Origin of the sequence: Variovorax sp. Varisp41 (genome assembly GCF_047325085.1) — a bacterium.
Classification (GTDB): domain Bacteria; phylum Pseudomonadota; class Gammaproteobacteria; order Burkholderiales; family Burkholderiaceae_C; genus Variovorax.
Genome location: NZ_CP168540.1, coordinates 2,261,210 through 2,275,118 on the forward strand (window position 1 = coordinate 2,261,210; position 13,909 = coordinate 2,275,118).

Consider the following 13,909-nt stretch of genomic DNA (forward strand, 5'->3'; position numbering starts at 1 on the left):
GCAATTTTTTAATTTCTTTCTTGACAGAAATTTCGGAAGTCCTAGACTCCAGCGCATGGAACTCACCGACATCCAACGCAAGTTCGTCCTCCACTGGGGCGAGATGGGCTCCATGTGGGGCGTCAACCGCACCGTCTCGCAGATCCATGCGCTGCTGTTCGTGCACGGCAAGCCGATCCATGCCGAGGAGCTGTCCGACACCCTGGGCGTGGCGCGCTCCAACGTTAGCAACAGCCTGAAGGAACTGCAGGCCTGGAACCTGGTGCGCGTCACCCACATGCTGGGCGACCGGCGCGACTACTTCGAGACCAGCGTCGACGTCTGGGAGCTGTTCCGCACCGTGGTGCGCGAGCGCAAGGAACGCGAGTTCGACCCCACCATCCGCATGCTGCGCGAGATCGTCGCGAGCCCCGACTTCCAGAAGGAATCGGCCGATGCGCAGGACCGCATCCGCTCCACCATGGACCTGATGGCCAAGCTCGCCACCTGGGCCGACGAGATGCTGCGGCTGTCGCCCGGCACGCTCGACAAGGTGCTGACGCTGGGCGCGAGCGTGCAGAAGTTCGTCCGTGGCGACGCGCCCGCGCCCGCCACTGGCAAGGACGATCCCGACGCCCACCATGCGAGCCTGCCGATGATCTGAGGCCGGCTCTTTTTTTGCCCATTCATTTCTGTTTTGACAGAAATATCGAGAACGAAGAACACCATGTCCCGCTCCACCGCCATCGCCTACCCGCTGACCGTCTACTACGACGCGACCTGCCGCCTGTGCAGCGCCGAAATGGGCGCGATGAAGGCGCGCGACGCGGTCGCGCGGCTCGTTCTGGTCGACTGCTCTCCGCCGGATTTCGAGGCCGGCCCGGCGCCGCGCGAGGCCCTGATGACCGCGATCCACGTGGTCGATGCGGCCGGCCGCGTGCAGGTCGGCGTGCACGCGATCCGCGCCTGCCGCGAGGCGGTCGGCCTGCCCAGCGGCGGCGCCCTGCTCGACCTGCCGCTGGTCGCGCCGCTGGCCGACCGCGCCTATGCCGCGCTGGCGCGCAACCGCCAGCGCCTGCCCGGCTGGTTCGTGACCCTGCTCGCCGGCCCGGCCGCGAAGGCCTCGCGCACCTGCGTCGACGGCCAGTGCCGGCTCTGACGTCCGCCCCCCATTCCCCCACCAGGAGTTCACCGCATGCCCAGCGTCTTCCAGCCCGACTTCCGCCTGCCGCACACCGCCGAGGCCCCGGCCCCGGTCAGCCGCGCCGACACGCAGGACTACTTCACCGAGGTCGCCACCGACTACGGCGCCTGGAGCCCCAGCTACAACATGCACTTCGGCTACTGGCGCGCGGGCCTGAATCCGCTGCGCCGCGAAGGCATGCTGGTCGAGATGAACCGCGAGGTCGGCCGCGCGCTGCGGCTCGGCGAGCGCCCCACGGACGACGGCCGCCACTGCGTGCTCGACCTGGGCTGCGGCGCCGGCGCCACCGCGCGCACGCTGGTCGGCGACGACCGCCGCCTCTATGCCGTGACCGTCACCAACGTGGCGGTGCAGAACCGCATCGCCGCGCGCCTCGATGCGCAGGCCGGCGTGGCCGAGCGCATGGCGCACCTCGAGGCCGACTACACGCGCACCGGCCTGCCGGCCGCGCAGGCCGACGGCGCCTGGGCGCTCGAGAGCGCCTGCTATGCCGAGGGCACCGCCAAGGCCGACTTCGTGCGCGAGGCCGCGCGCCTGCTCAAGCCCGGCGCGCGGCTGGTGGTGGTCGACGGCTTCCTGCTGCGCCGCGAGCCCGGCCGCCTCGCGCGCTGGCTGCACCGCCTGTGGGCCGACAGCTGGGCCGTGCCGACCCTGGCCGTGCGCGAGGACTTCGTGGCCGCGCTGCGCGAACATGGCTTCGAGGACATCGACGTGCGCTCGCTGCGCTGGCGCGTCGCGCCGAGCGCGCTGCACATCCCCGCGCTCGCCACCCGCTTCACGCTGGCCGAGCTCTGGAAGGCGCGCGGACGCCTGAGCCCCTGGCGCCGCAAGCACATCGTGGCCAGCTACTGCGCGCTCGCGCTGGGCATGTTCTGGCGCGACTTCGACTACTGCATGGTCAGCGCCACGCGGCGCGCCGACTGAGCCCGCACCCGCACACACACCGAAGAGGAGAAGGATCCCGATGCGCAACGAACCCGACGACGACACCCGGTTCTCCGGACTGGCTCCGATCGATGGCCCCGCACCTCCCGCCGGGGATCCGCCGAAGCGCCGCCTGCCCTTTCGCTGGTTCTGGCCGATGCTCGCCGGCGCGGCGATCGCCTTCGTGCTGCGGCTCGCGTTCAGCGGCGCGCCGGGCCACGGCTACTCGGCGATGCTGGGCACCTTCATCTTCCTCGCACCCGCGCTGTGCGGCGCGGTCACGATCTACGTCGCCGAGCGCATCGAGCGCCGCAGCTGGACCTACTACCTGGTCGCGCCCTGGCTGTCGACCGCGCTGTTCGTGCTGGGTACGCTGTTCGTCTTCATCGAGGGACTGATCTGCGCGATCGTGGTCGTGCCGGTGTTCGCCGTCATGGGCAGCCTCGGCGGCTTCGCGATGGGGCTGGTCTGCCGCGTCACGAACTGGCCGAAGCCCGCGCTCTACAGCTTCGCGGTGCTGCCATTGGTGCTGGGCGCGATCGAGCCGCAGTTCCCGAACCCCGAGCGCCTCTCGTCCACCGCGCGCACCCTGTTCATCGCGGCACCGCCCGAGCGCGTGTGGCACGAGATCAACAACGCGGGCGCGATCCGCCCCGAGGAGCTCGGCGATGCCTGGGCCTACCGCATCGGCGTGCCGATGCCGGTGTCGGGCGTGACCCAGGAGACGCCCGAGGGCCGCGTGCGCATGGTGCGCTGGCAGAAGCAGGTGCATTTCGAGGAGCTGGTCACCGAGTGGGAACCGGCGCGCCACGTGCGCTGGCGCTACCGCTTCGCGCCCGACTCCTTCCCGGCCGGCGCGCTCGACGACCACGTGATGATCGGCGGCCACTACTTCGACCTGCGCGAGTCGGGCTACACGCTCGTGCCGCGCGACGGCGGCACCGAGCTGCGGCTCGACGTCTCGTGGCGCGTCAGCACCCGCTTCAACTGGTACGCGGACCGCCTCGCGCAGTTCCTGCTCGGCGATTTCTCCGAGCACATCCTGCGCTTCTACAAGGCCCGCAGCGAAGCCACGGCGACCGCCGATGCGCACACCGGCCCCATGATCCGCCCATGAGCCACGACACCCGCCCGGTCTTCCAGCAAGCGCTCGGCCCCGCCTGGGACCGGCTGGGCGACGCGATCCGCCGCCACTACGCCATGGCGCCGCATTCGAACGACCACGTCTGCGTGCGCGGCACCATGCACGAGGTCCACCATGCGCCCTGGGCCGCGCTGCTGATGCCCTTCGGCCGGCTGTTCGGCGCCCTCGTGCCCTACACCGGGCGCGAGGTGCCGATCGAGGTCCACTACCGCTGCCGGCCCGACGACCCGCACCTCTACTGGGACCGCATCTTCCGCTTCGCGGGCCGCGCGCCCTTCCACTTCCGCTCGCACATGGAGCACGACGCGGCCGACGGCGCGCTGGTGATCGAGTACGTGCGCTTCGGCATCGGCATGCGCCTGGCGGTGAGCGCCGAGGACGGTGCGCTGGTGTTCCGCGACCGCGGCTACGTCTGGCGCTTGGGCCGCCTGCGCATCCCGCTGCCGCTGGGCCTGCTGCTGGGCACGGCCTACGTCGAGGAACGGCCCGACCCGCGCGACCCCGACGCCTTCAGCATGCGGATGCTGCTGCGCCACCGCTGGTTCGGCGACGTGTTCCGCTACAGCGGCAGCTTCCGCCTGCCCGACGACCTTCCCAACGACAGGTGATCCGCGCCGGCGCCACAATCGCCCCACCATGCCGCGCCGCCCCGAGAACCTCTACCCGCAGTACCACGCCCACGTCTATTTCGGCCCCGCCACCGTGGCCCGGGCCCGCGCGCTGTGCGAGCAGGCGGGCCGCGAGCTGATGGTAGTGGTGGGCCGGGTGCACGAGCGCCCGGTCGGCCCGCATCCGCACTGGAGCTGCCAGCTCGCCTTCGACGCGGCCGAGTTCGACGCGGTCATCGGCTGGCTCGACAGCCACCGCGACGGCCTCGACGTGTTCGTGCACGGCGTGACCGGCAACGACCTCGCCGACCACACCGACCACGCGATGTGGCTGGGCAACGAGAGCGCGCTCGACCTAAGGATGTTCCGGCACTGACCGGGACGGCGCGTCCTCCGCCGCGCCGTGCACCTTGAAGAAGCGCGCACCCTCCACCTTCTGCCCGATCGCCTGCTCGTAGGCCGCGCGCACCGCCTCGGGCTGCCCGGCCTGGCCGAAGAAATCCTTGAGATAGGGGCCGAGCAAGGGATGCGCCGCGAGCTCCCGGCGCGGCAGGCCCTTGGCCATCTCCTCGCGACAGGCCGAGGGCAGGAACACGTCGCGGTTCTTCCGCGGATCGCGGATCAGCCCCTTGGGCTCGTGCGCCGGGTCGGCCTGCATCGCCTCCAGTTCCTCGAAGAAGCGGCGCCGCATCATCACGATGCCCTTGTCGCTCTGGCCGAGCTTCTCGCGCGTGCGGTCGGTGACGGCACCCTGCCCCACCCAGACGGCGAAGTCCTGGTTGGCGACGTGGCTGGTGATCCAGCGGCCCGTGACCGGATCGCGGGTGGGCCCGTACCACGACGGAATGCGTTCCTGCACATAGGGCTCCTGCTCGGTCGGCACGCGGCTCAGCACCCACAGCACGCTCAGCGTGTGGTGGTCGTCGATCGGCACGCGCCATTCGAAGTGATGGCCGAGGAAGAAGCCGTTGGGCCACAGCGTGACGCGCCCCTCGGTCCACATCGGGTTGTCCTCGCGCTCGCCGCCGCGCAGCCGCCGGTAGACGAAGCCGTGCTCGAACTCCTCGAACGCGAGCTTCAGGTGCGTGGGCACGTACGGGCCTTCCTCGCCCTGCAGTCGCGTGGTCCAGTTGTTGTGCGTCCACTCGAAGTGCACCGGGTCGATCGAGTTCTCCTGGCACTGGAACCAGTTGCACGGGATCTCGGCGAACACCGCCTGCGCGAAGCCGTTGGCGCAGTTGAACAGCTCCCAGTCGGGCAGCAGCGGCGCGGGCTGCGGCCCCATGTAGGCCCACAGCAGGCCGGCCTTCTCCTGCACCGGGTAGGCCTTGATCCGCGTGTTGCGGCGCATGCGCGCGCCCGGATCCAGCGTCTCCTCGAAGGGCTGGTGCACGCACTGCCCGCCCGCGTCGTACTGCCAGCCGTGGTAGCTGCAGCGCAGCCCGCACTGCTCGACGTAGCCGTAGGCCATGTCGGCATTGCGGTGCGGGCAGCGCCGGTCGACCAGCCCGTAGCGGCCGCCGAGGTCCTTGTAGAGCACCAGGTCCTCGCCGAGGATGCGCAGCGGCTTGACCGCCTGCGCGTCGAACTCGCTCGCACCGGCGACCGGGTGCCAGTAGCGGCGCAGGTAGTCGCCCATCGGCGTGCCGGGGCCCACTTCGGTCAGCAGGCGGTTCTTCTCTTCGCTCAACATCGTCGTCTCCTGTTTCCTGGTCAATCCGCACGGATGCCGAACTCGCGCACGAGCCGGCCGAACCGCTGGTCGTCCTGCGCGATCTGCCGCGCCAGCACGGCGGGTGCGCCGCCCACCGGCTCGATGCCCAGCGTGGCCATGCGCGCCTGCACCTCGGGCATGCGGAGGATCTCGTTGAAGTGCGCGTTGAGCGCCTGCACGATCGCCTCGGGCATCGCCCGCGGCCCGAGCAGGCCCATCCAGGCGTTCAGGTCCACGTCGCGCCAGCCGAGCTCGTACAGCGTGGGCACCGTGGGCAGCAGGGCCGCGCGCTGGCGCTGCGCCACCGCGAGCGGCAGCAGCTTGCCGGCCGCGATGTGGCTGGCCACGGCACCGGGCGTGATCCAGCCCACGCTCACATGGCCGCCCAGGGCGTCGTTGACCACCGGCGCCACGCCGCGATAGGGCGCATGCACGAGCGCGATGCCGGCGTCGCGGTTGAACAGCTCGCCCGCGATGTGCATCGGCGAGCCCGCGCCGGGCGTGCCGTAGGTCAGCGCGCGCCCGGCCTTCGCGGCCGCCACGAGCTGGGTCGCGCTCTGCAGGCCGGTCGAGGGCGCCGTCACCAGCAGCAGCGGAATGTCGCCGGTCTTCACGATCGGCGTGAAGTCCCTGACCACGTCGTGCGCCACGCCGGGACCGGCCTTGAGCACGTGCTGCGCGATCGGGAAGGTGCTGGGCGTGAACAGCAGCGTGTAGCCGTCGGCCGGCGCCTTCGCCACCCAGGCGTTGCCGATCATGCCGCTCGCGCCGGGCCGGTTGTCGATCAGCACCGGCTGACCGACGCGCTGCGACAGCTTCTCGGCATAGGTGCGCGCGATGGCGTCGGTGTCGCCGCCGGCCGGGTAGGCCACGACGATGGTGATCGGCCGCGCGGGCCAGGTCTCGGCGGTGGCGGCGAACGCGCTCAGCGCCGAGAACAGCGTCGCGGCCGCCATCGTCCGGCGCCGGAGTGGATTCATCATGGGCTTTCCTTTCTTGCCTGTGCGTGGAGCCACGGGATCGGGGCCAGTGCAATGTAGGAAGCCGGGCGCGGGGCCCCAAGATATAGTTTCACTGAGTGAACCACTTCGGAAGGCCGCGGCATGTCGGACACCCAGGGCGCGCAGGGCGTGAAATCCATCGACGCGCTGCGCCGCGGGCTCGAGGTGATGCTCGCGATCCAGCGCTCCTCGGCCGCCACGCTGTCGGAACTCAGCCGCCAGACCGGGCTGTCGAAGGCCACGCTGCTGCGCATCCTCAAGACGCTGCAGCAGGCCGGCTGGGTGGAGCGCAACGAACTCGAGAAGCGCTACGTGCCGACCTCGGCCGCCGGTGCCCCGGGCCCGCTCGTCGAGTGGCGCGCGCGGCTGTCGGCGCTGGCGGCGCAACCGCGCGCCACGCTGCAGCGCAAGGTGCCCTGGCCCACCGACCTCGGCGTGCGCGACGGCAGCGCGATGCTGATCCTCGACGCGCACCGCCCGATCAACGGGCTGGCCGTGAACTACCGGGTGCTGGGCTTTCGCCCGCCGATGCTGATGTCATCGCTCGGGCGCTGCTACCTCGCCTTCTGCCCCGAGGACGAACGGCGCCAGCTTCTCGCGGCGCTCGCGCGTTCACCGCACCAGGTCGACCGCGACGCGCGGCGGCCCGAGAACGTGCGCCGCATGGTGGCGAACGCGCGCGCCCAGGGCTACGTGTCGCGCGACCCCACCGCCACCAGCATGGATTCGCCCGACCGCTTCGGCGCCATCTCGGTGCCGGTGCGGCTCGACGAACGCGTGGTCGGCTGCATCAGCTGCGCCTGGCTGCCCGCGGTGCGCAGCGAGCGCGAGATGGTGGCGCAGCACCTGGCCGACCTGCAGGCGGCCGCGCAGGGCATCGAGCGCAAGCTGCGGCAGGCCGGCTTCGAGCCGGCGCCGCCCCCGGGCTGAATCAGAACTCCGCGTCGAGCTCGTCGATCTCGTCGGGCTCCTGCTTCGCCGCCGCCACCCACTCCTTCATCGCGGGCAGTTCCATCACGCGCTTGCAGTAGGCCGTGCAGGCGCTGTCGAGCGCCACGTCGTAGCTCAGGAAGCGGGTGACCACGGGCGCGTACATCGCGTCGGCGATGCCCGGCTGCTCGCCGAACAGGTAGGGGCCGCCGTAGGCCTTGAGGCATTCGCGCCAGATCGCCACGATGCGGTCGATGTCGGCCTGCGCGCGCGACCACACCTTGAAGTTCTTGAACCGGGCCTTGATGTTCATCGGCAGCGCGCCGCGCATGGCCGCGAAGCCCGAATGCATCTCGCCGCAGATCGCGCGGCAGTGGGCGCGGGCCGCCACGTCGGCGGGCAGCAGGCCGGCCTTGGGCTTGATCTCGTTGAGGTACTCGCCGATCGCCAGCGTGTCCCACACCTTCACCGAGCCATGCTGCAGCGAGGGCACCAGCATCGAGGACGACAGCAGCAGCATCTCGGCCTTCATGGCCGGGTCGTCGGGCGGGATGATCTTCTCGCTGAAGTCCAGGCCCGCCAGCCTGCACATCAGCCAGCCGCGCAGCGACCAGGCGCCGTAGTTCTTGCTGCTGATGGTGAGAACGGGTTTGGCCATCGGGTGTGCTCCTTGGTGCCGGCAAGCGCCGCCGGTGGCCTGAGACGTGCAAGCCCTGTGCCACCCGTTCCATCCCGGTGCGCCCGGCCTTGGCCCGCAACTTGCCTCTGGCACTGCAACGCACCACAACCATGCTCTACCGCGTCTACCAGAACCAGGCCGACCTGCTCTCCCCGCTGCGGCTCGCCTCCCAGTACATGGCGCGCGCGCTCTGGCAGGACGGCAGCGAGCGCACCATGCAGCGGCGGCTGGCGGCGCAGTGCGAGGTGTTCTCGCGCATGCGGCTCACCCACAGCCGGCCGCCCTACGGCATCGCCAGCGTGCCGGTCGACGGCGACGAGGTCGCGGTGCACGAGGAGGTGGCGCTGAGCGCGCCCTTCGGCACCCTGCTGCATTTCAGGAAGGACGGCGACCATCCCACGCACCCGCCCGTGCTGCTGGTTGCACCGTTGTCGGGCCATTTCGCCACCCTGCTGCGCGAAACCGTGCGCACCCTGCTGCGCGACCACGACGTCTACCTGACCGACTGGCACAACGCGCGCGACGTGCCGCTGTGGCAGGGCCGCTTCGGCCTCGACGACTACACGCTGCAGCTCATGGCCTTCCTCGAGGCCGTCGGCCCCGGCGTCCACATGGTCGCGGTGTGCCAGCCCTGCGTGGCCGCGCTGGCCGCCACCGCGCTCATGGCCGAGGACGACAACCCCGCCACCCCGCGCAGCCTCACGCTGATGGCCGGGCCGGTCGACTGCCGCATCAACCCGACCGCGGTGAACCGCCTCGCCACCGACCGGCCCATCGACTGGTTCCGCCGCAACCTCATCAGTCACGTGCCCTGGCCGCATGCGGGCGCGATGCGGCGCGTGTACCCGGGCTTCCTGCAGCTCGCGGCCTTCATGAGCATGAACCCCGAGCGCCACAAGAAGCAGTTCGAGGACATGTACCGCCACCTGGTCGAGGGCGAGCTCGAGAAGGCCCGCACCATCGGCAACTTCTACGACGAGTACCTGGCGGTCAACGACCTGCCCGCGGAGTTCTACCTCGAGACCGTGGAGCGCGTGTTCCAGACCTACGACCTGCCGCGCGGCCAGCTCACCGTGGGCGACCGCACCGTGAACCCGGCCGCGATCCGCCGCACCGCGCTGCTCACGGTCGAGGGCGAGCGCGACGACATCTGCGCCGTGGGCCAGACCGTGGCGGCGCAGGACCTCTGCACCGGCGTGCGGCCCTACCTCAAGGCCCACCACCTGCAGGCCGGCGTGGGGCACTACGGCGTGTTCAGCGGCAGCAAGTGGAACGCACAGATCTATCCGCGCGTGCGCGAGACCATCCACGCGGCGGCCGAGCTGCACTGAACTACGGCTGCGCCGGCCGCCCTCCCGCCTCCAGGTATTTCCAGTACGCCACGTATCCCGAGAGGTAGTGCTCCACGTCGTCGATGCGCACGCGAAAGCTGTGGTGGCGGATGAAGAAGCTGCCCACGATGCGCTGCGGATTGCGGAAGAACATCGCGAGCTCGGGCCAGAAGTGCCCCGTGAGCAGGTAGCGCGCGCGCTGCTCGAGCGCGCGGTAGAACTTCTCGATGTCGAAGCCCTCGAGCAGGTGCGCATGCGCGGGGTCGGCCCGCAGCCGCGTCACCATCTTCTGCGCCGCCATCATCAGCTCGAGCAGGGTCGGGAAGGTGGTGATGCGATTGAGCACGAACTCGAGGTGGTCGCGCACGTTGTCCAGGCCGAAGCGGAAGTAGCGCTCTTCCGGCCGGTACAGCGTGAGCTCGTTGACGCAGTAGCTGAGCCAGTGGTCGTGCGCCTCCCAGTGGCGCGCCTCGATGAAGTGCGCGAAGGCCTTCTCCACCGCGCGCAGCCAGCGCTCGTCGCGCGTCAGGCCGTAGAGGCGCATCAGTCCGAAGGCGGCCTCGCCATCGTAGTAGATGATGCGATTCTCTTCCTTCACGCGCAGGTCGGGATGGTGGAGCACGTGCACGAAGCGGCCGCTCGCCGGGTCCTGCATGTGCAGGATGCCGAGCGCGAGCTGCTCCATCAGCGGCAGGTAGGCCTGCTCGCCCGTGAGCTCGGTGTACTTGACCATCGCGAGCAGGCACACGGCATTGCCGCCGAGCTTGATCTCGTCCTCGATGTCGACCAGGAACGCGGCCCGCGCCCCATCGGGCAAGGTGGCGGGCCGGATCAGCTCGCCCGTCAGGTGGCCCAGCGCGCGGTCGATCGCCGCCTTGTGCTCGGGCTTGCGCGTCAGCTCCCAGCCCTCGATCAGCGCATAGGTCGAGCTCGCGTGGCGCAGCGCGTTGTAGGTGGGAATGGCGCGGTCGAAGCAGGGAAACCAGCCGTAGTGGTAGGCGCCCGCGCTCTTGACCTGGCGCGCGAGGTAGGCGGTGCTGGTCTCGACGATCTGGCGCACGCGCGGCGCGTCCCAGGCCGGCAGCCGGCGATAGCCGCGGCCCACGCCTTCGTGCTCGATGCGGTGCGCCTCCTTGCCGTCGGTGAACACGGCGCGCGTGTCGAACACCCACACCGGCTGCTGCGGATCGGTGGGCCAGCTCAGCTCGCGGCCGTAGCGGTGCTGGCCGAACAGCCGGAGGTTCGCCGCGTTGGGCGTGGCCTCGTCGAACTTGCCGTCGTAGAGCACGGCGTGGGCACCGATGTCCTGCTCGAGCATGGCCACCGACAGGTCGGCGTCGAAGGCGATGCCGCTGCGGAAGTAGTTGCGCTTGGTGGTAGAGAGCGCCTGCTGCAGTCCCTTCCAGTGCATCGCCTGCACCGTGTGGACCACGTCCGCGCGCAGCCAGATCGGCGCCGTGCTCTGCTTGCGCAGCCAGGTCTGCAGCAGTTGCGCGCCGCGGCGCCACACCTCCTCGAAGTTCCTGCCGCGCACCGTCACTACGTGGGCGCGCTCCTTGCCGTTGCAGGCCGACAGGAACAGCACGCCCGCGCCCTCGGGCGCCGACGCCTCCATGCACTCGGCCCACGTCGCGGCCACCGCGGGCTTCGCGCACGCGAGCAGTTCACCCAGACTCATCGAAGATTCCTCACATGGCTTCCATCGGCTGGCGATGCGATGGCTGCGCGCATTGTCCCTCGTCCGAGTGTCATTCCCAGGGCCGGGCAACCGCCGCTTCGTACTCCCGCGGCGTGCCGCAGAAGACGATCTGCTCGGCGCCGATCAGTTCGTAGGCCACGCGCGCGCCGCGCTCGATCAGCGCGTTGTAGCAAGGCGCGATGTAGTACTCGCCGCGCGTCAGCAGCTGGTGGCGCTGCTGGTGCTCGAAGGCCTCGTCGAAGACGCGCGCGTCGGCGAAGTGGTAGAGGCCGTCGCTGCACAGGTTGGAGATCCGTTCCTTCTCGGTGGTGCGCAGCACCGTGCGATCGGGCCCGGGTTCGACGAAGGACCAGTGCTCGCCCTCGCCTTCGAACACCTCGAGGTAGCCGGCGGCGCCATCGGCCAGCGCCGACTTGCGGAAACCGGGCCGGATGGTGTCGATGTTGAAGACGTAGACCGCTTCGTCGCTGCGCAGCGCCTGCAGCCCGCGGTGCACCGAGTCGGCCTGCCCCAGCGTGTCGCCGTCGAGCTCGACGATGTGGAAGGACTTGACGCCCAGCGCCTTGAGTTCGCGCACCAGGAACTCGACCACGTCGTGGTCGCGCCGCACCACGAACAGGAACAGGTCGTCCTGGAAGTAGCGCTCGAAGGACTTCACCACATGGAAGAACACCGTGCGCCCGCGCAGCGGCAGCCGGTACTTGGGCAACGTGTAGCCGGCCTCGGTGAAACGGCGGCTCTGGCCCATCATCGGAATCACGAACATCCCTCAGTGCTCCATCTGTTCGTAAAGGCGCAACGCATTGGCCAGCATCGCGCGCTGGCGACGCGGCGCGTCCTGGTGCAGCGGCAGCATCGACAGGAACAACAGCACCGTGATCGGCGCCACATGGCGCGCGGTCATGCCGTTGAGCAGCGGCAGCGCCGCGAACAGCTTCTGGATCGCGGCCACGTCCTCGTCGGCATGGATGCGCAGGCGGAAATCCAGCCCCGTCCCGTCGTCGATCTCGAAGGCATCGGCCACGATGTAGTCGTACAGCCCCAGCACCGAGTGCGCGAGCTTCGCGAGGTCGTAGCGCAGGTCGCCGACGAGCCGCGGCTCGTCGCGGAAATTGAGGCCGCGCGGATCGATCAGCTTGATGCAGTCCGAGCGGGTGTCGAACAGGATGTTGCTGAAGCACAGGTCGCCGTGCATCACGCCCGGCACCAGCGGCACGCGCGCCGCGGCCTCGAGGCAGCGCTCGAGGATCTCGGCCAGCGAGGGCAGCGCGCGCCCGTTGAGCCGCGTGGGCAACGACAGGCTCGTCCCGCTCGCCGTGGCGTAGGCATCGAGCCGCGCGCGCGTCTTGTCGCCCAGCATGCCGCGGCTGTCCTGCGCCACCGCCTGGTGCTCGCGCTCGCCGAGCGGCACCGCCGTCTGGCAGGCCGAGAGCCAGTCGGCCAGGTGCCTGAACACGCGCGACCAGAAGGCGGTGGAGTTGCGGCCGTGCACGTAGAGCTCGTTGAGCGGCGCCATGCACAGGTACTCGAGCTCGTAGCCGTAGCCCTCCTCGACCGCGCCGCGGTCAAGCAGCTGCGGCGCATACACGCGCAGCCGCGGCGGCAGCGCGTCGAACCAGCGTGCCTCGGCCTCGAGCTTGCGCGGCTGGCTGCCGGTCTTGCGCACGCGCCGGTCGCCGATGGCGAGGTCGTTGAAGGCGCGCTGCGTGGTGATGCGCGCGCGCGAGCGGTAGAAGGTGTTGACGTGGCCGAAGTCCGACCACTGCGCGGTCTGCACGCGCTGCAGGTAGCAGGCCTCGTCGTAGGCCGAGACCGCGCGCTCGAACGAACCGCGCGCGGCCACCAGGCATTTGGCGAGCCGGCTGACCGACTGGAACGCGAAGTAGCCGCACCACACGCGCACCGCGGTCTCCGTGCCGTGGTCCACCTGCCAGTCGTAGTCGTCGGCCGACTCGGCCACGCTCAGGCAGTCCCAGCCCGTCGGCAGGTCGTTGATCAGCGTGTCGCCCAGCAGCAGCCGCATACCGTCGTCGTAGCGGCCCACGGTGTTGATCGAGAACAGCAGCGAGTCGGCCAGCGTGAGCCCGTCGGGCACGCGCAGCACCTGGATCGCGTGCGCTTCCAGCGCCTGCGCGTCGCGGTGCGAGACGGCATGGCTCTCGGGCAGCGAGAGGTAGATGGGCTCGCCCGGGAAGTGCCTTGCCAGCAGCGCGGCCTGGTGCACGAACAGCCGGTGGTTGGCCACCGGCAGGAAGGCCGGCGGCAGGCGGCCGAACTCCGACTGCAGCTCGGAGTCGACGTAGGCCGCCGAGGTGACGACGATCACTTCTCTTGCTCCAGCAGCCGGTCGATCTCCTCGCGGCTGTACTTGAGGAATTCCGAGGGACGGATCGCGCGGTCGTCGACGTAGAAGCCCTCCTCGCCGCACCAGGGCTTGCCGACGTGGATCTCGTCGTAGGGCACGTCGTGGCGGGCCAGCCAGTCGATGATGATCGGCAGCGTGTGGGCGTTGATGCGGCCGACGTTGCCGCCGAAGCTGTTGACGTTGCGACTGGTGTAGATCGAGATCGCGAAGCCCTGCTCGCGGTAGCTGCGCAGCCGCTCGATCATGTCCTCGCGCGGGCGGGCATTGGGGTAGTCCTTCCGTTCCACCACGCACAGCGTGTGGTCCAGGTCGAAGATCAGGCGTTTCAAAC

General features: G+C 70.1%; 15 protein-coding genes. 8 read left to right on the forward strand and 7 right to left on the reverse strand.

What is annotated here, in order from left to right:
* Nucleotides 1-55: 55 nt before the first annotated feature.
* From ACEN9J_RS10640 to ACEN9J_RS10665, 6 genes are all read left to right on the forward strand, one after another.
* Complete coding sequence (locus ACEN9J_RS10640; protein WP_413764012.1) at nucleotides 56-643, forward strand: GbsR/MarR family transcriptional regulator; 588 nt, start codon at nucleotides 56-58, stop codon at nucleotides 641-643.
* 63 nt (nucleotides 644-706) lie between these two features.
* Nucleotides 707-1,138, forward strand: coding sequence for a thiol-disulfide oxidoreductase DCC family protein (locus ACEN9J_RS10645; protein WP_413764013.1), 432 nt, complete (start codon nucleotides 707-709; stop codon nucleotides 1,136-1,138).
* A 36-nt stretch (nucleotides 1,139-1,174) separates the two neighbouring features.
* Nucleotides 1,175-2,107: an SAM-dependent methyltransferase gene (locus ACEN9J_RS10650; RefSeq protein ID WP_413764014.1), complete on the forward strand. Its 933-nt coding sequence runs from the start codon at nucleotides 1,175-1,177 to the stop codon at nucleotides 2,105-2,107.
* A 40-nt stretch (nucleotides 2,108-2,147) separates the two neighbouring features.
* Nucleotides 2,148-3,224: an SRPBCC domain-containing protein gene (locus ACEN9J_RS10655; protein WP_413764015.1), complete on the forward strand. Its 1,077-nt coding sequence runs from the start codon at nucleotides 2,148-2,150 to the stop codon at nucleotides 3,222-3,224.
* Nucleotides 3,221-3,859 carry a DUF4166 domain-containing protein gene (locus tag ACEN9J_RS10660; RefSeq protein WP_413764016.1) on the forward strand — a complete coding sequence of 213 codons (639 nt, stop codon included), beginning with the start codon at nucleotides 3,221-3,223 and terminating at the stop codon, nucleotides 3,857-3,859. Before ACEN9J_RS10655 ends, ACEN9J_RS10660 begins: the two co-directional genes overlap by 4 nt.
* A 28-nt stretch (nucleotides 3,860-3,887) precedes the next feature.
* Nucleotides 3,888-4,235 (forward strand): DOPA 4,5-dioxygenase family protein, encoded by a 348-nt coding sequence (locus tag ACEN9J_RS10665; protein ID WP_261210471.1) that lies wholly within the window; start codon nucleotides 3,888-3,890, stop codon nucleotides 4,233-4,235.
* Here ACEN9J_RS10665 and ACEN9J_RS10670 read toward each other — a convergent pair.
* Together ACEN9J_RS10670 and ACEN9J_RS10675 are read right to left on the reverse strand one after the other, a co-directional pair.
* Nucleotides 4,215-5,552, reverse strand: coding sequence for an aromatic ring-hydroxylating dioxygenase subunit alpha (locus ACEN9J_RS10670; protein ID WP_057592444.1), 1,338 nt, complete (start codon nucleotides 5,550-5,552; stop codon nucleotides 4,215-4,217). The two genes, ACEN9J_RS10665 and ACEN9J_RS10670, sit on opposite strands and share 21 nt — an antisense overlap.
* Before the next feature lie 20 nt (nucleotides 5,553-5,572).
* Nucleotides 5,573-6,553: a Bug family tripartite tricarboxylate transporter substrate binding protein gene (locus ACEN9J_RS10675; protein ID WP_413764559.1), complete on the reverse strand. Its 981-nt coding sequence runs from the start codon at nucleotides 6,551-6,553 to the stop codon at nucleotides 5,573-5,575.
* A 123-nt stretch (nucleotides 6,554-6,676) separates the two neighbouring features.
* Here ACEN9J_RS10675 and ACEN9J_RS10680 point away from each other — a divergent pair, with 123 nt between their 5' ends.
* Nucleotides 6,677-7,504 carry a helix-turn-helix domain-containing protein gene (locus ACEN9J_RS10680; RefSeq protein ID WP_093343200.1) on the forward strand — a complete coding sequence of 276 codons (828 nt, stop codon included), beginning with the start codon at nucleotides 6,677-6,679 and terminating at the stop codon, nucleotides 7,502-7,504.
* Nucleotide 7,505: 1 nt separating this feature from the next.
* Here ACEN9J_RS10680 and ACEN9J_RS10685 read toward each other — a convergent pair whose 3' ends face one another.
* Entirely contained in the window at nucleotides 7,506-8,162 is a 657-nt protein-coding gene (locus ACEN9J_RS10685; protein ID WP_057592442.1) for a glutathione S-transferase, read from the reverse strand.
* Between the two features lie 131 nt (nucleotides 8,163-8,293).
* Between ACEN9J_RS10685 and ACEN9J_RS10690 the strand changes: the two genes are divergently transcribed.
* Nucleotides 8,294-9,514 carry a polyhydroxyalkanoate depolymerase gene (locus ACEN9J_RS10690; protein ID WP_057592441.1) on the forward strand — a complete coding sequence of 407 codons (1,221 nt, stop codon included), beginning with the start codon at nucleotides 8,294-8,296 and terminating at the stop codon, nucleotides 9,512-9,514.
* 1 nt (nucleotide 9,515) lies between these two features.
* Here the strand turns inward: ACEN9J_RS10690 and ACEN9J_RS10695 are convergent, their stop codons facing one another.
* The 4 genes from ACEN9J_RS10695 to ACEN9J_RS10710 form a co-directional block, all read right to left on the reverse strand.
* Nucleotides 9,516-11,192, reverse strand: a complete 1,677-nt coding sequence (locus tag ACEN9J_RS10695) for a Mur ligase (protein WP_413764017.1) — start codon at nucleotides 11,190-11,192, stop codon at nucleotides 9,516-9,518.
* Nucleotides 11,193-11,262: 70 nt separating this feature from the next.
* On the reverse strand, nucleotides 11,263-11,979 hold the full coding sequence (locus ACEN9J_RS10700; protein ID WP_413764018.1) for a glycosyltransferase family 2 protein: 717 nt from the start codon (nucleotides 11,977-11,979) through the stop codon (nucleotides 11,263-11,265).
* Nucleotides 11,980-11,982: 3 nt separating this feature from the next.
* On the reverse strand, nucleotides 11,983-13,539 hold the full coding sequence (locus ACEN9J_RS10705; protein ID WP_413764019.1) for a phosphotransferase: 1,557 nt from the start codon (nucleotides 13,537-13,539) through the stop codon (nucleotides 11,983-11,985).
* Nucleotides 13,536-13,907: a capsular biosynthesis protein gene (locus ACEN9J_RS10710; RefSeq protein WP_413764020.1), complete on the reverse strand. Its 372-nt coding sequence runs from the start codon at nucleotides 13,905-13,907 to the stop codon at nucleotides 13,536-13,538. The genes ACEN9J_RS10705 and ACEN9J_RS10710 overlap by 4 nt, the downstream gene beginning before the upstream one ends.
* Between the last annotated feature and the right edge of the window lie 2 nt (nucleotides 13,908-13,909).